Origin of the sequence: Streptomyces sp. LaPpAH-108 (assembly GCF_000373625.1) — a bacterium.
Lineage (GTDB): Bacteria > Actinomycetota > Actinomycetes > Streptomycetales > Streptomycetaceae > Streptomyces.
Window position 1 is genome coordinate 643,553 of sequence record NZ_KB891987.1, and the last position, 19,099, is coordinate 662,651.

General features: G+C 70.7%; 13 protein-coding genes. 7 read left to right on the forward strand and 6 right to left on the reverse strand.

Features of this window, described 5'->3' with window-relative positions:
* Positions 1-4: 4 nt before the first annotated feature.
* A complete protein-coding gene (locus tag B079_RS0102975) occupies positions 5-1,534 on the reverse strand; it encodes a hypothetical protein (protein ID WP_026248294.1) in 1,530 nt (509 codons plus the stop codon).
* A 237-nt stretch (positions 1,535-1,771) separates the two neighbouring features.
* Here B079_RS0102975 and B079_RS0102980 point away from each other — a divergent pair, with 237 nt between their 5' ends.
* From B079_RS0102980 to B079_RS0103010, 7 genes are all read left to right on the forward strand, one after another.
* Positions 1,772-3,979, forward strand: coding sequence for an ABC transporter substrate-binding protein (locus B079_RS0102980; protein ID WP_018544288.1), 2,208 nt, complete (start codon positions 1,772-1,774; stop codon positions 3,977-3,979).
* 152 nt (positions 3,980-4,131) lie between these two features.
* Entirely contained in the window at positions 4,132-6,039 is a 1,908-nt protein-coding gene (typA, locus tag B079_RS0102985; protein ID WP_018544289.1) for a translational GTPase TypA, read from the forward strand.
* 410 nt (positions 6,040-6,449) lie between these two features.
* On the forward strand, positions 6,450-7,481 hold the full coding sequence (locus tag B079_RS0102990) for an ABC transporter permease (RefSeq protein WP_018544290.1): 1,032 nt from the start codon (positions 6,450-6,452) through the stop codon (positions 7,479-7,481).
* Positions 7,482-7,589: 108 nt separating this feature from the next.
* A complete protein-coding gene (locus tag B079_RS0102995; RefSeq protein WP_026248295.1) occupies positions 7,590-9,386 on the forward strand; it encodes an ABC transporter substrate-binding protein in 1,797 nt (598 codons plus the stop codon).
* A 103-nt stretch (positions 9,387-9,489) separates the two neighbouring features.
* A complete protein-coding gene (locus tag B079_RS0103000) occupies positions 9,490-10,467 on the forward strand; it encodes an ABC transporter permease (protein ID WP_018544292.1) in 978 nt (325 codons plus the stop codon).
* Positions 10,468-10,477: 10 nt separating this feature from the next.
* Positions 10,478-11,539 (forward strand): ABC transporter ATP-binding protein, encoded by a 1,062-nt coding sequence (locus B079_RS0103005; protein WP_018544293.1) that lies wholly within the window; start codon positions 10,478-10,480, stop codon positions 11,537-11,539.
* 36 nt (positions 11,540-11,575) lie between these two features.
* The gene (locus B079_RS0103010) at positions 11,576-12,694 is read left to right on the forward strand and encodes an ABC transporter ATP-binding protein (protein WP_026248296.1); all 1,119 of its coding nucleotides are present in this window, start codon (positions 11,576-11,578) and stop codon (positions 12,692-12,694) included.
* Between the two features lie 131 nt (positions 12,695-12,825).
* On the opposite strand, the gene B079_RS0103015 is transcribed toward B079_RS0103010, so the two are convergent.
* Genes B079_RS0103015 through B079_RS0103035 form a run of 5 tightly spaced genes read right to left on the reverse strand, consistent with a single transcriptional unit; the run spans position 12,826 to position 18,787 of the window.
* The gene (locus tag B079_RS0103015; protein WP_018544295.1) at positions 12,826-13,821 is read right to left on the reverse strand and encodes an ABC transporter ATP-binding protein; all 996 of its coding nucleotides are present in this window, start codon (positions 13,819-13,821) and stop codon (positions 12,826-12,828) included.
* Positions 13,822-13,838: 17 nt separating this feature from the next.
* On the reverse strand, positions 13,839-14,855 hold the full coding sequence (locus B079_RS0103020; protein ID WP_051094936.1) for an ABC transporter ATP-binding protein: 1,017 nt from the start codon (positions 14,853-14,855) through the stop codon (positions 13,839-13,841).
* On the reverse strand, positions 14,852-15,811 hold the full coding sequence (locus tag B079_RS0103025; RefSeq protein WP_018544297.1) for an ABC transporter permease: 960 nt from the start codon (positions 15,809-15,811) through the stop codon (positions 14,852-14,854). The genes B079_RS0103020 and B079_RS0103025 overlap by 4 nt, the downstream gene beginning before the upstream one ends.
* Positions 15,808-16,872, reverse strand: coding sequence for an ABC transporter permease (locus tag B079_RS0103030; RefSeq protein WP_018544298.1), 1,065 nt, complete (start codon positions 16,870-16,872; stop codon positions 15,808-15,810). Before B079_RS0103030 ends, B079_RS0103025 begins: the two co-directional genes overlap by 4 nt.
* Before the next feature lie 46 nt (positions 16,873-16,918).
* Positions 16,919-18,787: an ABC transporter substrate-binding protein gene (locus B079_RS0103035; protein WP_037801076.1), complete on the reverse strand. Its 1,869-nt coding sequence runs from the start codon at positions 18,785-18,787 to the stop codon at positions 16,919-16,921.
* Between the last annotated feature and the right edge of the window lie 312 nt (positions 18,788-19,099).

The following is a 19,099-nucleotide window of genomic DNA, read 5'->3' on the forward strand; positions in this document are numbered from 1 at the left end:
GGGCTCAGGGAAGTCCGCGGCGGTCCCGGGTCGCCGGGCCGCCGTAGCTCACCGGCGGCCCGCCGTCCGGCTCCGCGCCGAGCAGCACCCCGCCGAGCACGGCACCGGCGAGCCCTGCGGGATGCCCGGGTTCCTCGGCGTACGGGGCCGGATACGCCCCCACGTCCGCCTCCGCCGACTCCAGCGCGCGCCGGGCCAGGACGTCCGCCTCGGCGTCGTGCTCGCCCTCCCGGTCGCGCGCCGCGAGCGCCTGCCGGGCCGCCGCGAGCAGGGTGCGGGCGTCGACGCCGACCGCGCCCCTCCGTACGGCGATGTAGTCCGCCGCCTCGTCGACGGCGGACTCGGCCACCAGACGCGCGGCCTCGTGCAGCACCTCCGCGCGCGCCTGCCCCGGCCGCCGCACGGCCCCCGTGATCCGGCGCAGCGCCTCCAGCGGGTCGTACGGCCCCGGGACCTCGCGTACGGCGGCCAGCACCTCCTCGGCCCGGGCGGGGGCCGCCGGATCCTGTTCGGCGGCGGCGAGCGCGGCCGGGACCAGCCCGGCCGCCTCGGCCAGCCGGGCCGCGAGCCGTTCCACGCCGTCGACCTGGACGCCCGCCTGGGCTATCGCGCCCTCGGCGGCGCGGAGTTGACGGGCCGCCGCCCGCCCGTCGCCCGCATCGACCGCACGACGCGCCTCGTTGAGCCGGGCGGTCGCGAACACCAGCCGGTCCAAGGCCACTTCGGTACAGCGGTCGGCCCGCACGCCGTACCGCTCCCGCAGCGCCGCCACCGTGCCCTGTGCCGCCGCCGCCCGTGCCGTCAGCTCACGGAAGCGCCGCTCCGCGACCGCGAGGGGCGCGCCCGGCTCCAGCCCCCGCAGCCGGTCCAGCGCGGGCGCCTGCGCGTCCAGGCGCCGCCCGGCCTCCTCGCACCGGCCGATCACCCCGGCCAGGGCCTGGCGCCGGGCGTGCGCGTCCTCGGGGACGCCCTCCGCGCACCGGTGGAAGAGGGCGAACGCCGCCGCCAGCTCCGTCTCGGCGGCGCGCAGCGCCTCGCGCGCCGCCCCGCCCTCCGCCTCCGGGACGTACGACAGCTCCTCCGCCGAGGCCCGTACCCAGTCGTCGGCGTCCACCAGGGCCGCCCGCGCCCGCCGCTCCAGCTCCCCGGTGCCCGGCTCGGGCGGGGCCGAGGGCGGCACCGCCGGGGTCGTACGGGTCCGCAGCCGCCGGGTGCGCCGTACATAGCCGTACCCGGCGCCCAGCACGGCGGCGACGGCCACGACGAGCGGCAGGGCGAGGTCGACGGCCGCACCGTCCCGCTCCGCCGCGCCGAAGCCCACGGCCGTCCGGGTGGTCCCGGCGGGGGAGGTGTCCGCACGCGCCGGGACGGTCGCCGAGACCGTCGGCGGGGCAGCGACGGGATGCCCGGGGGCGTGCGCCGTCGCCGGGAGCAGGAGCCAGACCGCCGCAGCCGCCCCGCCCGTCAGGGCGTGCGCCACCCGCACGCGTCTGTGTGCCGTGGCGTGCCGGGGGCGCCCCAGGGTGCTGGTCACCTTTCGGAGCGTATGGGCGGCCGGGCGGCGCCGCGAGTGGGCGGGGAGCGGTGAATGCGGCGCGGTGCGCACGGGCGCCGGGGCCGGTTGCGCCGCACGGGTGGGCTTGTCGTACGCCCCCGCCGTGTCGCCCGCGATCAAACGACAAAGTCGTTTTCAGTGGATCCAAAGATCTGATCAGCTCCATATACCGCCACAAGTGATCTCCACGTCCGCGGCTTCCCGGAGGTAGCACAGATGTCCCACGACGGCGTCGGCCTGCGCGCGGTCATGCGCGCGGTCGCCTTCCTCACCGCGGGCGCCCTCGCGGTCCCCCTCCTGTCGGGATGCGGCTCCGACGACAAGGCCGACCGTCCCCTGGCCCCGCAGGACATCGCCCTCGCCGCCCGCACCCAGGTCGCCGAGGGCGGCACCCTGAAGTGGGCCGTGGACGCGGTGCCGGAGACCCTGAACGCCTACCAGGCCGACGCCGACGCGGGCACCACCCGCGTCGCCCAGGCCGTCCTGCCCTCGATGTTCCGCCTGGACGCCAACGGCGCCCCCGAGGCCAACCCGGCCTATCTGGAGTCGGCCAAGGTCATCGAGACCGAGCCCCGCCAGGTCGTGCTGTACAAGCTGAACCAGCAGGCGGTCTGGAGCGACGGCCGGGAGATCGGCGCCGCGGACTTCGTCGCCCAGTGGCGCGCCCTGTCCGGCAAGAACACCGCCTTCTGGACCGCCCGCAACGCCGGGTACGACCGCATCGAGAAGATCGAGCGCGGCGCCAGCGACCTCCAGGTCCGGGTCACCTTCTCCCGCCCCTACGCGGACTGGAAGTCGCTGTTCTCCCCGCTGTACCCGAAGGACGTCATGGGCACCCCGGACGCCTTCAACGACGGCGCGCGCCGCCAGCTCAAGACCACCGCGGGCCCCTTCAAGGTCGGCAAGGTCGACACCGCCGCCAAGGACGTGGTCCTCACCCGCAACCCGCGCTGGTGGGGCGAGCCCGCCAAGCTCGACCAGATCGTGCTGCACGCGGTGCCCCGCACCGACCGCACCACCGCGCTGGCCGACGGCACCGTCGACGTCGCGGACATCGACGCCTCCGACGCCCAGCGCATCGGCTCCGCCAGCGGCGGCAACGGCGCGGGCAGCCCGCTCCAGGGCGGCGGCAAGACCTCGGCGAAGAAGCTCCGCTCCTGGGCGCTCGCCCACGGCCTGGAGTCCGAGAAGGTCCACGCGGGCCAGAAGACGCTGCGCAAGGCGATCACCCGGTACCTGGACGAGCAGGAGGCGCTGCGCTCCTACGACGTCCGCAAGTCGCTGGAGCCCGCCTATACCCAGCTCGCCATGAACGGCGCGAGCGGCCTCCTCTCCGACGAGCGGGTCCGCCGGGCCGTGGCCCGCGCCCTGGACCGCACGGAGCTGGCCAAGCTCGTCCTCACCCCGCTCGGACTGCCCGCCGTACCGGTCGGCAGCCACCTCGCGCTCGCCGGACAGCCCGACTACGCCGACGGCAGCGACGCCCTCGGCGGCCAGGACACCAAGGAGGCCGAGGCGCTGCTCTCCGAGGCGGGCTGGGTGCCGGGCGGCCCGGTCAAGGAGAAGAAGCCGGACAAGGCGGCGGGCGCCGAGGCCACCAAGGCGGGCGAGGACGAGTCCGAGGGCGGCAAGGACGGCGAGTACGTCGTCGGCGAGGACAACAAGCACCCCGGGAAGTCCGACGGCAAGGGCGCCGACGACAAGTCCGACGGCAAGGGCTCCGACGGCAAGAACGGTCACGAGGACGGCGGCCGGGACCTCGCCCAGGACGGCAAGCAGTACTCAGGGCAGGGCGGCGCCCCGGGTGCCTACGCCCCGAAGGGCACCGCGGCCCCGGCCGGCGCCGTCACCGGACCGCTCGCCAAGGACGGCCAGGCGCTCAACCTGCGCTTCGTGCTCCCCTCGGGCGCGGGCTCGCAGACCCTGGACACCGTCGCCCGGAAGATCACCGCGATGCTGGAGAAGGTCGGCATCCGCACGACGATCACCAAGGTCCCGGACGAGAGCTACTTCAAGGACCACATCGCGGCCGGTGACTTCGACCTCGCCCTGTACTCCTGGCCCGGCACCGCCTTCCCGGCCACCGACGCCCGCCCGATCTACGCCAAGCCCGCCCCGGCCGCCGACGGCTCGGTGAACATCGAGCAGAACTACACCCGCATCGGCACCGACCAGGTCGACCAGCTCTTCGACCAGGCCGCCGCCACGCTCGACGCCGACCAGGCGCGCGACCTGCTCCGCAAGGCCGACTCCCGCATCTGGGCGACCGCCTCCTCCATCCCCCTCTACCAGCGCCCCCAGCTCGTCGGCGCGCGCAAGAACCTGGTCAACGCGGGCGCCTTCGGCTTCCGCACCCCGGTCTACGAGGACATGGGCTTCCTGAAGAAGGGCGCGGCGGTCTCCCCCAGCCCGACCAAGAGCTGAACCCCCTCCCACCTGCTGTTTGGCCCTGCGGAGGCCGTCCCCCGCAGGGCCACGTACCATGGGGTGAGGCCGTGGCGTGTCCAGCCCGGCAGGGCCCGCGCAACACAGACGTCCGCGCAGGGCATTCCTCAACTCCGGGAGTACGCCGCAATATGGCCACGCGCCACGACATCCGTAACGTCGCCATCGTCGCCCACGTCGACCACGGCAAGACCACCATCGTCGACGGCATGCTGAAGCAGGCCGGCGCGTTCGCCGCTCACCAGCTCGACTCCGTCGACGACCGGGTCATGGACTCGAACGACCTGGAGCGTGAAAAGGGCATCACGATCCTCGCCAAGAACACGGCGGTGAAGTACCACCCCAAGGACGGCGGCGAGCCGATCACCATCAACATCATCGACACCCCCGGCCACGCCGACTTCGGTGGCGAGGTCGAGCGCGGTCTGTCGATGGTCGACGGCGTCGTGCTGCTCGTCGACGCCTCCGAGGGCCCGCTGCCGCAGACCCGCTTCGTGCTGCGCAAGGCGCTCCAGCAGCGGCTGCCCGTCATCCTGTGCATCAACAAGACGGACCGCCCGGACTCCCGGATCGACGAGGTCGTCAACGAGACGTACGACCTGTTCCTGGACCTGGACGCGGACGAGGAGCAGATCGAGTTCCCGATCGTCTACGCCTGCGGCCGTGACGGCATCGCCTCGCTGACCAAGCCCGAGGACGGCACGGTCCCCGCGGACTCCACCAGCCTGGAGCCGTTCTTCTCCACGATCCTGGAGCACATCCCGGCCCCCACGTTCGAGGAGGACGCGCCGCTCCAGGCTCACGTCACCAACCTCGACGCGGACAACTTCCTCGGCCGTATCGCGCTGCTCCGCGTCGAGCAGGGCGAGCTGCGCAAGGGCCAGACCGTGGCGTGGATCAAGCGCGACGGCTCGATCCAGAACGTGCGCATCACCGAGCTGATGATGACCGAGGCGCTCACCCGCAAGCCCGCCGAGGTCGCGGGCCCCGGTGACATCTGCGCCGTCGCCGGTATCCCCGACATCATGATCGGCGAGACGCTGGCCGACCCGGAGAACCCGGTCGCGCTGCCGCTGATCACGGTCGACGAGCCCGCGATCTCCATGACCATCGGCACCAACACCTCGCCGCTGGTCGGCCGCGGCGGCACCGGCAAGGGCGCGGACGCCAAGTCCGCGGTCAAGGACCGCAAGGTCACCGCCCGCCAGGTCAAGGACCGCCTCGACCGCGAGCTGATCGGTAACGTCTCGTTGCGCGTCCTGGAGACCGAGCGTCCCGACGCCTGGGAGGTCCAGGGCCGTGGTGAGCTGGCGCTCGCCATCCTGGTCGAGCAGATGCGCCGCGAGGGCTACGAGCTGACCGTCGGCAAGCCGCAGGTCGTCACCCAGATGATCGACGGCAAGGTCCACGAGCCGGTCGAGCGCATGACGATCGACGTCCCCGAGGAGCACATGGGCGCCGTCACGCAGCTCATGGGCGTCCGCAAGGGCCGCATGGACAACATGTCGAACCACGGCTCCGGCTGGGTCCGCCTGGAGTTCGTCGTCCCGTCCCGCGGCCTCATCGGCTTCCGCACGGAGTTCCTGACCCAGACCCGCGGCACGGGCATCGCCCACTCCATCCACGAGGGCCACGAGCCGTGGTTCGGCAACCTGCAGACCCGTAACAACGGCTCGCTCGTCGCCGACCGCTCCGGCGCCGTCACCGCGTTCGCGATGACGAACCTCCAGGAGCGCGGTGTGCTGTTCACCGAGCCCGGCACCGAGGTGTACGAGGGCATGATCGTCGGCGAGAACTCGCGCTCCGACGACATGGACGTCAACATCACCAAGGAGAAGAAGCTCACGAACATGCGGTCCTCGTCGGCCGACTCGTTCGAGGCGATCGTCCCGCCGCGCAAGCTCTCCCTGGAGCAGTCCCTGGAGTTCTGCCGCGACGACGAGTGCGTCGAGGTGACCCCGGAGGCCGTGCGCATCCGCAAGGTCGTCCTGGACCAGAAGGAGCGCGGTCGCACCGCGAGCCGCGCCAAGCACGGCTGATCACCGCACAGACGCCCCTGAGGGGGCGAGGACCGGGCCCGGCTTCTCCCGTGAGGGAGGGGCCGGGCTTCGTCGTGCCCGCGCGCCGTGAGGGGGCGCTGTGAACGGCGGATGGACGTGCTGTGCCCGTTCAGGCCGCGTTCGAAAATCGGTGACTTGGTGATCAAGTTTCGGACATGTAAACAAAATTAAGGCCGCGCATATCCGGAATGACGGATTACCAAACTCGTTGTCAAGCGCGCCCAGGTGTCAATCCCTGCAATTTTTGCTCAAAATGTTGGAGTTAGGGATATCCCTATGTCTTCCTCCCTTGACGCGCGTTGAACGCGTTGGCGAAAGTTCCCTCAAACCGCAGAACCTGCCGGTATCAGCGCCACGCTCAACTCTCCATCCCCCGGGGGAAGACACACATGACCAGTCCAGTCAAGGCCGAGGGCTCCGGCTCGTCGGTCGCCTTGGACCCCGAGCCGGCTTCGGCCGTCGAGGCCGACGGGCCGAAGAAGCTTGAGGGCCGCTCCCCCGGCCAGCTGATGTGGCGCCGCTTCAAGCGGGACAAGACGGGCGTCGTGTCCGCCTGCGTCGTGATCTTCTTCTTCGTGATCGCGGCCCTCGCTCCGGTCCTCACCAAGCTGTACGGCAAGGACCCGTACACCTTCTACGGTCAGGACGACCCCACACTGCTCAACGAGTTCAACCTCCCGGCGGGCCCCAACGGCGGCATGTCGCCCGAGCACTGGTTCGGCATCGACCCGAACTACGGGCGGGACGTCCTCGCCTACCTGCTCTACGGCATGCGTACGTCGCTGTACACCGCCTTGCTCGCCTCGCTCGGCATGGTGCTCATCGGTGTCGTCGTCGGCCTGACGGCCGGCTACTTCGGCGGCAAGATCGACTACTGGCTGGGCCGGGTCATCGACTTCATGCTCGCCCTGCCCAGCCAGCTGTTCATGGTGGCGGTGATGCCCGTGGTCGTCACGGTGTTCGTCGCTCCCGACGAGGAGACGCCGACGTACGTCCGCTTCCTCGCCATCACCGGCGTGCTGTGGCTGCTGACCTGGATGACCCTGGCGCGACTGATCCGAGCCGTCACGCTCTCCCTGCGCGAGCGGGAGTTCGTGGAGGCGGCGAAGGTCGCGGGCGCCTCGCCCTGGCGGATCATCCGCAAGGAGCTGCTGCCCAACCTGGTCACGCCGATCATCGTGCAGGGCACGTATCTGCTCCCCAGCACCATCCTCTCGGTCGCCTTCCTCTCGTTCGTCGGTGTGGGGTACCAAGACCCCACGCCGGACTGGGGGCTGATGTTCGCCACGGCGGCGGGCATCTACGAGCAGGACCCGACCTACATGTTCTTCCCGGGTGTCGCCATGGTCGTCTTCGTCGTGGCGTTCAACCTCCTCGGTGACTCGGTACGGGACGCCTTCGATCCCAAGACCGGACGCTGACGCACCCGTCACCGCGGAGGCCGCTGCCACCCGGGCGCCGGACGACCGACCGGATGGGCCAGGCAGCACCAAAGGATCACTACTCACAGGCAGGTGGACTTCAACACCATGAGCATCCTTCGATCCCGCACGGCGCAGACGACGGTTGCCGCCGTGGCCGTCGGCGCTCTCGCGCTGACCGGTTGCAGCAGCGGCAGCGGCAGCAAGAGCGGCAGCAAGGGCAAGAGCCAGGCGGACGCCGCCGCGCAGTCCAAGCCGGTGGCCATGGGCACCGCGCAGGACTCCGTCGGCCCCGCCAAGGAGGTCCCGGGCGCTCGTCAGGGCGGCACCATCCAGGTCTACCAGGAGAGCGACTTCTCGCACCTGGACCCGGGTCAGATCTACGTCTCCGACGCCGGTCTGCTCTCCAAGCTCCTCTACCGCGGCCTGACCACGTACGTCGAGGACGACAAGGGCGACCAGACGGTCGTGGGCGACCTCGCCACCGACCCGGGCAAGTCCTCGGACGGCGGCAAGACCTGGACCTTCAAGCTGAAGGACGGGATCAAGGACCAGAACGGCCACGTCATCACCTCGGCCGACATCCGCCACTCCATCGAGCGGCTCTACGACCCGTTCCTGACGGACGGCCCGACGTACATCCAGCAGTGGCTGTCCGGCGCGGGCACCAAGTACCGCAAGGCGTACGCCGGTCCCTACAAGGGCAAGCACCTGCCCGCCTCGGTCCTGGACACGCCGGACGACAAGACGGTCATCTTCCACTTCCTGGAGCCGCACACCGACGCTCCGCAGGCGCTCGCCATGGCCGCCTACTCGGTCGTGCCGGAGAAGACCGACACCAAGCAGAAGTACGACCAGGCCCCGGTCGCCACCGGTCCGTACAAGGTCGCCTCCTACAAGTCGGGCAAGGACCTCGAGCTGGTGCGCAACCCCAGCTGGGACGCCAAGACCGACCCGCTGCGCCACCAGTACGTGGACGGCTTCAACATCGAGTTCAACCACGCCAAGGACGACCAGACCAAGACGATCCTGGCCGACCGCGGTGACGCCAAGAACGCGATCATGTTCACCGGTCAGATCGACGCCACGCAGCTGCAGAAGATCACGACCAACAAGTCGGTCATGAAGCGCACGGTCCAGGGCTACGCCCCGTACGTGTGGCAGCTGAACTTCAACATGGACCGCATCAAGGACAAGCGCATCCGTGACGCCATCGCCCTGGCGATCCCGGCCACCGCAGCCGCGCGCGCGGACGGCGGTATCTACGGCGGTGACCCCGCCACCTCCCTGATGTCGCCCACCACGCCGGGCTTCGACAAGAGCTTCGACCCGTTCAACCGGGTCAAGAAGCCCAACGGTGACATCGAGGCCGCGAAGAAGCTGATCAAGGAGGCGGGCGCCGAGAACAAGAAGCTCGTCTACGCCTACGCCAACACCCCGGTCCGTACCACCCAGGCCAACCTGATCATCAACAACCTGAAGAAGATCGGGCTCGACATCCAGAAGAAGGAAGTCGACAGCGCCACCTGGTACGAGCAGATGGGCAAGGTCAAGAACGGCTTCGACCTCTACATGACCGGCTGGGGCCAGGACTGGGCGGACGGCAACACCGTCTTCCCGCCGTCGTTCGACGGTGCGCAGATCCAGGACGGCGCGTCCAACTACTCGCACACCAACGACAAGCACGTGAACGAGGAGCTGGCCCGCATCCAGAAGATCGCGGACGCCAACACCCGCGCCAAGGAGTACGCGAAGCTCTCGGAGTACATCTCGGAGAAGATCAACCCGGCGGCGCCGATCTACTACACCAAGGTGTTCCAGATCGCCGGCTCCAACGTCGGCGGCCTGCGCTACTCGACGGTGACGAGCTACACCGACCCGACGGCGGTCTACCTCAAGAAGTAAGCAGTACGCAGTAATTTCCGGGGGCGCGGGCGCGGCGGCGCCCTCGCCCCCGGACCCCTCGTGGCCCCTCCCATCGCCGCCGTCCTGAGAGCAGCTTCCCGCCATGCTTCGATTTCTCCTACGCCGAACGTCCGGCGCAGTACTCATCCTCCTGCTGATCAGCGTCTTCACGTACTTCATGTACTTCGCCATCCCACAGGACCCGGCGACACTCGCGTGTGGCAAGAACTGCACCCCGGACGCGCTGGCGATCATCCACAAGAACCTCGGGCTCGACCAGCCGGTGACCGTCCAGTACTGGCACTATCTGGTCGGCATCTTCGCCGGACGCGACTTCGCGGTGGGCCACTGCGCGGCACCCTGCTTCGGCGTCTCGTTCCGCAACAACCAGATGGTGTGGGACACCATGATGGACCGGCTGCCGCTGACGCTCTCGCTGACCTTCGGCGGTCTCGTCGTCTTCCTGATCCTCGGCCTCGGCGCGGGCCTCATGGCCGCCCGTTTCCGCGGCACCTGGCTCGACAAGCTCTTCAGCGGCGGCTCGCTGGTCCTCAGCTCGTTCCAGATCTACTTCCTCGGCCCGATCATGCTGGGCCTCTTCGTCTACAGCACCGGCTGGCTGGACAAGCCCGAGTACGTGCCGATCTCCGAGAACCCGGCAGGCTGGTTCATGGGCCTGCTGATCCCGTGGGTCGTCATGGCGACGATCTTCACGGCCAACTACACCCGTATGTCCCGCTCCTCGATGATCGAGCAGCTCCAGGAAGAGCACGTACGCGCCGCCAAGGCCAAGGGCATGAGCAGCCGCTACGTCTTCTACCGCTACGCGTGGCGCGGCTCGATGATCCCGATCGTCACCATCCTCGGCATGGACATCGGCGGTCTGCTCAGCGGTGGCATGGTCACCGAACTCACCTTCAGCCTGGCCGGTATGGGCCGTCTCGCCCGTGACTCGGTCGTCGGCAAGGACCTGCCGGTCCTCATGGGCGTCATGATCCTGAGTGCCGCCTTCATCATCATCTGCAACATCGTCGTGGACGCCCTGTACGCCGTGATCGACCCGCGCGTGCGCCTGTCCTAGGAGAACCCCCGTGACCACACTCACCAAGACCGAGGACGCCCCGGTTCCGACCGGCTCCGAGGCGTTCTTGTCGGTACGCGACCTACGGGTGCAGTTCTCCACCGAGGACGGCGCCGTCAAGGCGGTGGACGGCCTCTCCTTCGACCTGGAGCGCGGCAAGACGCTCGGCATCGTCGGCGAGTCGGGTTCCGGCAAGTCGGTCACCAACCTGTCCGTGCTCGGCCTGCACAACCCGAAGACCACCACCATCGACGGCGAGATCGTCCTGGACGGCCAGGAACTGCTCACCGCCACCGAGTCCGAGCTGGAGAAGCTGCGCGGCAACAAGATGGCGATGATCTTCCAGGACTCGCTCACCGCGCTCTCGCCGTACTACACGGTGGGACGGCAGATCGCCGAACCCTTCCGCAAGCACACCGGTGCCAGCAAGAAGGAGGCCCGCGACCGGGCCGTCGAGATGCTGGAGAAGGTCGGCATCCCGCACCCCAAGCAGCGGGTCGACGACTACCCGCACCAGTTCTCGGGCGGTATGCGCCAGCGCGCCATGATCGCCATGTCGCTGGTCTGCAACCCCGATCTGCTGATCGCCGACGAGCCCACCACGGCGCTCGACGTGACGGTGCAGGCACAGATCCTCGACCTCCTGAAGGACCTGCAGCAGGAGTTCGGCTCCGCGATCATCATGATCACCCACGACCTGGGCGTCGTCGCCAACATGGCCGACGACCTGCTCGTGATGTACGCGGGACGCGCGGTGGAGCGCGGCTCCGTGCGCGAGGTCCTGAAGGCTCCCGAGCACCCCTACACCTGGGGGCTGCTCAGCTCGATGCCGCGCCTGTCGTCGGACGTCGACGAGCCGCTGGTGCCGATCCCGGGATCGCCGCCCTCGCTGCTCAACCCGCCCTCCGGCTGCCCCTTCCACCCCCGGTGCGCCTACACCGAGCTGGTGGACGGCGACCGCTGTGCGACGGAGCGGCCCGTACTGCCCGGGGGCAGGGGAGCCGCCTGCCATCTGGCGGCAGAGCGCAAGCAGCAGGTGTTCATCGAGACGATTCAGCCCCGGCTGGGCTGACCTACCCGGCAACGAGCGGCAACTGGGGCCATGACCATGAGCGACAACAACACCACCACGACGGCGACAGCGGTCGCCGACGCCACCCCGGAGCAGAGGGAGGCGGCTTCCGCGCCGCTGCTCCAGGTACGGGACCTCAAGAAACACTTCCCCATCAAGGGCGGCTTCCCGATCAAACGGACGGTCGGCGCGGTCAAGGCCGTCGACGGCGTCTCCTTCGACGTCTTCCCCGGCGAGAGCCTCGGCCTCGTCGGCGAGTCGGGCTGCGGCAAGTCCACCACCGGACGCATGCTCACCCGGCTGTACGAGCCCACGGACGGCACCATCACGTACCGGGGCAAGGACATCAGCCGGGCCAGCCGCAAGCAGCTGGCGCCGATCAGGTCCGAGATCCAGATGATCTTCCAGGACCCGTACGCCTCCCTGAACCCGCGGCAGACGGTCGGTTCGATCATCTCCGGCCCGATGGAGATCAACGGCATCAACCCGCCCGGCGGCCGTGAGGCCCGGGTGCGGGAGCTGCTGGAGATCGTCGGCCTCAACCCCGAGCACTACAACCGCTTCCCGCACGAGTTCTCCGGCGGTCAGCGCCAGCGCATCGGGGTGGCCCGGGCCGTGGCGCTGGAGCCGAAGCTGATCGTCGCGGACGAGCCGGTCTCGGCGCTTGACGTGTCGATCCAGGCCCAGGTGGTGAACCTCCTGCAGGAGGTGCAGCGGGAGATGGGCATCGCGTTCGTCTTCATCGCCCACGACCTGGCCGTCGTGCGCCACTTCTCGCAGCGCGTCGCCGTGATGTACCTCGGCAAGATCGTGGAGATCGCGGACCGCGACTCGCTCTACCTGCGACCGCGGCATCCGTACACCCACGCCCTGATGTCCGCGGTGCCCGACGCCGACATCGACGCGCCGAAGAAGGAGCGCATCCGGCTCGAAGGCGACGTGCCCTCGCCGATCGCCCCGCCGTCCGGCTGCCGGTTCCGCACCCGCTGCTGGAAGGCCGAGAGCAAGTGCGCCACGGAGGAGCCCCCGCTCGTCCAGCTCTCCGGCAACGGCCCGGGCCACCTGACGGCGTGCCACTTCCCGGAGGAGCCGACCACCGAGCGCGACCTGGAGATCGTCCTGGACCCGGCCCTGGAGGCCCTGGAAGAGAACTGATTCCCGCGCGCCCGCCCGGCGTGAGACGACGGCCCGCAGCCGGAAGCCCCGGCTGCGGGCCGTCGGCGTACCGTCAGCCGTGCGGACCGGCGCCCCTCGTCCGGGCGGCCTCCCCGAAGGACGTGGACCGCCTACGCCGTCACCTGTGCGTGCACCCAGTGACAGGCCGCCTGCGCGGTCGGGCCCGCGTCGAGCACCGCCGGGTCCTTGGTGCGGCAGGCGTCCGCCACGCCCGCGCGTTCCGCCTCGCCGCTCGCGAGGACCGGGCAGCGGGCGCGGAAGCGGCAGCCGGTGGGGATGCGGGAGGGGTCCGGGGGCTCGCCGGTGAGGATCACGGGGTCGCCGGGGGCGTCCGGGAGGACGGACAGCAGGGCGCGGGTGTACGGGTGCCGGGGCGCGGTGAGGACCTGTTCGACCCGGCCCGTCTCCACGATCCGGCCGAGGTACATCACCGCCACCCGGTCCGCGATGTTCCAGGCGAGGCCCAGGTCGTGGGTCACCACCAGGGCGGCCAGGCCCAGGTCGGTGCGCAGGCGCAGCAGCAGGTCCAGGATCTCGCCGCGCACCGAGGCGTCCAGGGAGGCCACCGGTTCGTCGGCGACGAGGAGTTCGGGCTCCAGGACCAGCGCGCCCGCGATGACCACGCGCTGGCGCTGGCCGCCGGACAGCTCGTGCGGGTAGCGCAGGAAGAACCGCTCCGGGGGCCGCAGCCCGGCCCGGGAGAGCGCGTCGGCCACCGCGGCCCGCTCGTCGCCCGCGTGCCCGTGGATGCGCAGCCCCTCGGCCACCGCGTCGTACACCGTGTGCCGGGGGTTGAGCGAGCCGATGGGGTCCTGGAGGACCAGCTGGGCGCGGCGGCGGTAGGCGCGCAGGGCGCGGGTGGAGTACGCCAGCGGGCGGCCGGCGAACGACACCTCTCCCGCCGTCGGCTTCACGAGGCCGAGCAGGGCGCGGGCCAGCGTGGACTTGCCGCAGCCGGACTCGCCGACCAGCGCGACGATCTCGCCCGGGCGGATCTCCAGCTCGACCTGGTCGACGGCGCGCGCGGGCGCGGCCCCGGACCGGCCGGGGAAGACCACCCGCAGATCGCGCGCGCTGAGCAGGGCGGGCTGTTCCGTTGTCGTCATGGGGCTCCCGGTCGTCGTCATGGGGTGCTCCCGGTGTTCTCCGGCTCCGTCGCGTCGTCCCGTGCCGCAGTGGCACCCCCGTCCGGCGCCCCCACGTGGACGCACGCCGCCACCCGGCCGGGCTCGGCCGCCCGCAGCGGCTGGTCCTCCGTCGCGCACTCGGGCAGCGACACCGGGCAGCGCGGATGGAAGGCGCACCCGGCGGGCAGCGCGAACGGGTCGGGCGGGTCGCCGGGCAGCCCGCGCGGGGCGAACCGGGAGGCCGGGTCGCCGATGCGCGGGAAGGCCCCCGACAGTGCCTGGGCGTAGGGGTGGCGGGCGTTCTCGTGGACGGCGCGGGCGGGGCCCTCCTCCACGACCCGGCCCGCGTACATCACCGCGAGCCGGTCGCAGGTGTCCGCGAGGACCGCGAGATCGTGGCTGATCATGACGAGGGCCACGTCCTGCTCGCTGACCAGCCGTTCGATCAGCCGCAGGATCTGGGCCTGGATCATCACGTCCAGGGCGGTGGTCGGCTCGTCCGCGACGACCAGTTGAGGGTCGCAGGCGAGCGCCATGGCGATCATGACGCGCTGGCGCTGGCCGCCGGAGAGTTCGTGCGGGTAGGCCGTCGCGCGGGCGGCGGGCAGGCCGACCTGTTCCAGGAGTTCACCGGTCCGCTTCCTCGCGGCTCCCGCCGTCGCCCGGCCGTGCAGCAGGATCGGCTCCGCGATCTGCTCGCCCACCCGGTGCACGGGGTTGAGGGAGTGCATGGCGCCCTGGAAGACGATGGACGCGCCCGCCCAGCGCACCGCGCGCACCCGGCCCCAGCGCATCGCCAGGATGTCCTCGCCGTCCAGCAGGATCTGCCCGCCCACCTTGGTGCCGACCGGCAGCAGCCGCAGCGCGGCGAGCGCCAGCGTGGACTTGCCGCAGCCGGACTCCCCGGCGATCCCGAGCTTCTCGCCCGCCGCCACCGACAGGTCCACCCCCCGGACGGCGGCGGCACCGCCCGGGTACGTCACGGTCAGGTTCCGTAGTTCGAGCAGGCTCAACGGGCCACCCCCAGCCGGGGATTGAGGACGGACTCCACGGCGCGCCCGCACAGCGTGAAGGCCAGCGCGACCAGGGCGATCGCGATGCCGGGCGGCACCAGGTACCACCAGTCGCCCGCGCTGACCGCGCCCGCCTCGCGCGCGTCCTGGAGCAGCCCGCCCCAGGAGACGACGGACGGGTCGCCGAGCCCGAGGAAGGCGAGCGTGGCCTCGGCGAGGATGGAGGAGGACACCATCAGCGTGGTCTGCGCGAGCACGAGCGGCATGACGTTGGGCAGCACGTGCCGGGTCATGACGTGCCAGTGGCCGCCGCCGAGCGCCCGGGCCCGCTCGATGTACGGGCGGGACTCCACGGCCAGCGTCTGCGCGCGCACCAGGCGGGCGGTGGTCGGCCAGGTGGTGACGCCGATGGCGAGGATCACCGTGCCGAGCGAGCGGGACATGACGGTGGCCAGCGCGATGGCGAGCACCAGCGTGGGCATCACCAGGAACCAGTCGGTGATCCGCATCAGCACGGTCGCCCACGCGCCCCGGAAGTGCCCGGCGACGATCCCGACGACCGCGCCGATCGCCACCGACAGCACGGCCGCGAGCAGCCCGACCAGGAGCGAGACCCGCGCGCCCCAGATCACCAGGCCCAGCAGGTTCCGCCCGAACCGGTCGGTGCCGAGCGGGAAGTGGCCGCTCGGCGCCTCCAGCGGGTTGCCGGGCGCGTCGGTCACCCGGGCCACGTCGGAGCCGACGGTCAGCGGCGCGGTGAGGGCGATCAGCGCGAACAGCACGAGGGCGGCGAGCCCGGCCAGCCCGGCGCGGTGGGTGCGGTACTGCTGCCAGAACCGCAGGGCCGAGCGGCGGCGGCGCTGCCAGGCGAGGGTGCGGGGGCCGGGTCCGGAGCCGGGGCCCGGTCCGGGTTCGGGGCCGGGTCCGGCTCCCGGCTCGGCGACGGTGGAGGTCATCGGCCCACCCGGGGGTCGAACAGCGGGTAGACCAGATCGGCCAGGGTGTTCATGACGATCACCGCCGAGGCGAAGAGGAGGAACAGCCCCTGCACCAGGGGCAGATCGGGCACGCTGAGGGCCTGGTAGAAGAGGCTGCCGAGGCCCGGCCAGGAGAAGACGGTCTCGACCAGGATCACGCCCGCGACGGTCCGGCCGAGGTTGACGAAGACCAGGGTGACGGTGGGCAGCAGGGCGTTGGGCACCGCGTGTCGACGGCGCACCAGGTCGTCCCGCAGCCCCTTGGCGCGGGCCGTCGTCAGATAGTCGCTGCCCATCTCGTCCAGCAGGGCCGAGCGGGTGACCAGCAGCGTCTGGCCGTACTCGACCGCGATCAGGGTGAGCACCGGCAGGACCATGTGGTGGGCGACGTCGAGGACGTACGCGAAGCCGCTCGTGTCGCCCGACTCCATGCCGCCCGTCGGGAACAGCCCCGGGATCGGGCCCATGCCCACCGAGAGCACGATGGTGAGCAGCAGGCCCAGCCAGAAGGACGGCAGCGAGTAGAGGGTCAGCGCCAGACCGGTGTTGAGCCGGTCGCCGAGGCCGCCGTGCCGCCAGGCGGAGCGGGTGCCCAGGTACATGCCGAGCGCGGTGTAGAGCACGAACGCCGTGCCCGTGAGCAGCAGGGTGTTCGGCAGGGCCTCGCCGATCTTGTCGGTGACCGGGGTGTGGAACTGGTACGACGTGCCCAGATCGCCGGTGAGCGCCTTGCCGCAGTACTGCGTGAACTGCTGCCACATCGGCAGGTCCAGCCCGAACTCCCGCCGATAGGCGGCGAGTTGTTCCGTCGAGACCCGGCGTCCTCCGGTCATGGCCTTGACCGGGTCGCCGGGGATCAGCCGGAACAGGAAGAAGCCGGTGACCAGGACGGCGAACAGGGAGACGACGGCGCCGCCGAGCTTGGCCGCGACGTAGCGCGCGTAGCCGGGCCAGGTGCGGGCCCGGGGGCCGCCGATGTCGGGGGCGACGGCGGCGGTCCCCGGGACACCGGCCTCGGCGGGGGTGAGGTCAGCGGCCATCGCGCACCGCCCGCCGCCGGGCCGGGTGGTTCATCGGTTCCATGGGCTACTCGCGGTCGTCGGCGGAGGAGCGGCGCCGCCGGGTGAACAGGAACGCGGCACCGGCGAGGACCACCACGCCGACGACGATCCCGACCACGACACCGGTCGAGCCGGAGTCATCGGACTTCTGCGAGTCGGCCGGGACCGCCGACCACCAGCTCCAGTAGCCGTCCTGGCCGTAGATGTTGCCCGCCGCCTTGGGCATGGTCTCGATCGACTTGATCTGGTCGGTGCGGTAGGCCTCCACCGCGTTCGGGTACGCCATGACGTTCATGTACCCCGTGTCGTACAGCCGCGACTCCGCCTGCTTGACGAGTTCAGCCCGCTGGGCGGGGTCGTACTCCGCCAGCTGCTTCGCGTACAGCTCGTCGAACTTCTTGTCGCAGATGAAGTTGTCGGTGAGCCCGGTGTCTTTCGGGGTGGCGGGCAGGGCCGCGCAGGTGTGGATGGCGAGGACGTAGTCCGGGTCGGGGTTGACGGACCAGCCGTCGAAGGCGAGGTCGTACTTCCCGGCGAGCCAGGGGTCGGTGACGTTGTCGAGGCAGTCGAGCGACATGCCGACGCCGAGCTTGCCCCACCACTCCTTGAGGTACTGGCCGACCGCCTTGTCGTTCGGGTCGGTGGCGTGGCACAGGACGCGGTAGTCCAGCGGCTTGCCGTCCTTGCCGGTGCGCTTGCCGTCGGCGTTCTTCTTGTACCCGGCCTGGTCGAGCAGGCGGCCCGCCTCGGCGGGGTCGTAGCCCCGCCCCTGGTCGGCCGAGGGCTTCCAGAAGTACGAGGAGAAGCGGGGCGGGATGTAGCCCTGGCCCTGGACGGCGTTGCCCTGGAAGACCTTGTCGACGAGGGTCTTGCGGTCGACCGCCATGAAGAGGGCTTGGCGCACCCGGGGGTCGAGCAGCGAGGGGTCGCCGTCGCCGAACTTCTCGCCGTTCTTGGCGCGGGCGCCGGGGTTGACGGCGAGGGCGTAGAAGCGGCGCCCCGGCGCCTCGTTCAGGTGAATGTTCGGCTGGCCCTTGAGGGAGGCGGCCTGCGCGGGGGTCAGGGAGGGCGACCCGGCGACGAAGGAGACCTCGCCCTTGCGGAGGGCGGCGACGGCGGCGTCCTGGTCCTTGTAGTACTTGAAGACCAGGTTGTCGAACTTGGGGGCGCCGCGCCAGAAGCTCTTGTTGGCCTTCAGCCGGACGTAGCTGTCGGGCCGGTAGGAGGTGAGGGTGAAGGGGCCGTCACCGACGATGGGGAACTTCTTGTCGTTGTTGAACTTGGCGATGTCGGTGACGTTCTTCCAGACGTGCTCGGGCACGATCGGGACGTCCAGGGCCGTCATCGTGGCCTGCGGCTTCTTCAGCTCGACGACCAGCTTGTCGGGGCTGGGTGCCGACACCTTGCGGAAGTTGGTGACGAAGCCGCCGTTGGCGGTCGCAGCCGCCTCGTCGGTCATCATCTTGTTGAAGGTCCAGGCCGCGTCCTGGGCCGTCACCTTCTGGCCATCCGTCCACTTCGCGTCGGAGCGGATCGTGTAGGTCCAGGTGAGCTTGTCGGCCGACGGCGCCCACTTGGTGGCGAGGCCGGGGATCGGGTGGCCGTCGCCCGGGTCGTAGTCGGTCAGGTACTCGTACGTCAGCCGCAGGATGCTCGTGCTGACCAGGCGCACCGCCAGGAAGGGGCTGAGCGAGTCGACGCTCTGCGCGACCGCCACCGTGAGCGTCCTGCCCTCCGGGGCGGCCTCGGCGCGCTGGGGTGCCGGGGCGAGCGGGGTGACGAGTGCGGCGGTGACGGCCAGCGCGGCCGTCCCGGCGGCGGTCAGCCGGCGCACCGGGGACCACGGGCGTCTTGGCGTCAACTCTCGTCCTCCGTACTGGCCGTGTGTGCTCATAGGTCGTGACCTCGCGTCATCGCTCGCACGGAAACCGCTTGTTGGACTGCCCGGTCACGGCCGGCGGTATGCCGTCGGCCGAAAGTGATGAGCTTGTCTATCAGGGTGATCTGCACGCGTCAACGGTCCCGAGAACCCCTGTGGCCTGCACAAAAGCCCAGGTGAGCGGGGGTCTCGCGGACATTGGTCCAGTCCGGTGAAGACCCGCTGGTGAGGGGCTGACGGCACATGCGTACGACGCGGTTCGCCCGGTCGGAGCCGGTGTGCCACGGGTCGGAGCAACCACGCAACCCGAACGAGCTAAGCGGCACC

What these genes read in the sequence shown, in the direction of transcription:
- B079_RS0102980 (WP_018544288.1), top strand. Translation starts at nt 1,772, where the DNA reads ATGTCCCACGACGGCGTCGGCCTGCGCGCGGTCATGCGCGCGGTCGCC.
- B079_RS0103015 (WP_018544295.1), bottom strand. Translation starts at nt 13,821, where the DNA reads ATGACGACAACGGAACAGCCCGCCCTGCTCAGCGCGCGCGATCTGCGG.
- B079_RS0103025 (WP_018544297.1), bottom strand. Translation starts at nt 15,811, where the DNA reads ATGACCTCCACCGTCGCCGAGCCGGGAGCCGGACCCGGCCCCGAACCC.
- typA (WP_018544289.1), top strand. Translation starts at nt 4,132, where the DNA reads ATGGCCACGCGCCACGACATCCGTAACGTCGCCATCGTCGCCCACGTC.
- B079_RS0103035 (WP_037801076.1), bottom strand. Translation starts at nt 18,787, where the DNA reads ATGAGCACACACGGCCAGTACGGAGGACGAGAGTTGACGCCAAGACGC.
- B079_RS0103000 (WP_018544292.1), top strand. Translation starts at nt 9,490, where the DNA reads ATGCTTCGATTTCTCCTACGCCGAACGTCCGGCGCAGTACTCATCCTC.
- B079_RS0103010 (WP_026248296.1), top strand. Translation starts at nt 11,576, where the DNA reads ATGAGCGACAACAACACCACCACGACGGCGACAGCGGTCGCCGACGCC.
- B079_RS0102995 (WP_026248295.1), top strand. Translation starts at nt 7,590, where the DNA reads ATGAGCATCCTTCGATCCCGCACGGCGCAGACGACGGTTGCCGCCGTG.
- B079_RS0103030 (WP_018544298.1), bottom strand. Translation starts at nt 16,872, where the DNA reads ATGGCCGCTGACCTCACCCCCGCCGAGGCCGGTGTCCCGGGGACCGCC.
- B079_RS0102990 (WP_018544290.1), top strand. Translation starts at nt 6,450, where the DNA reads ATGACCAGTCCAGTCAAGGCCGAGGGCTCCGGCTCGTCGGTCGCCTTG.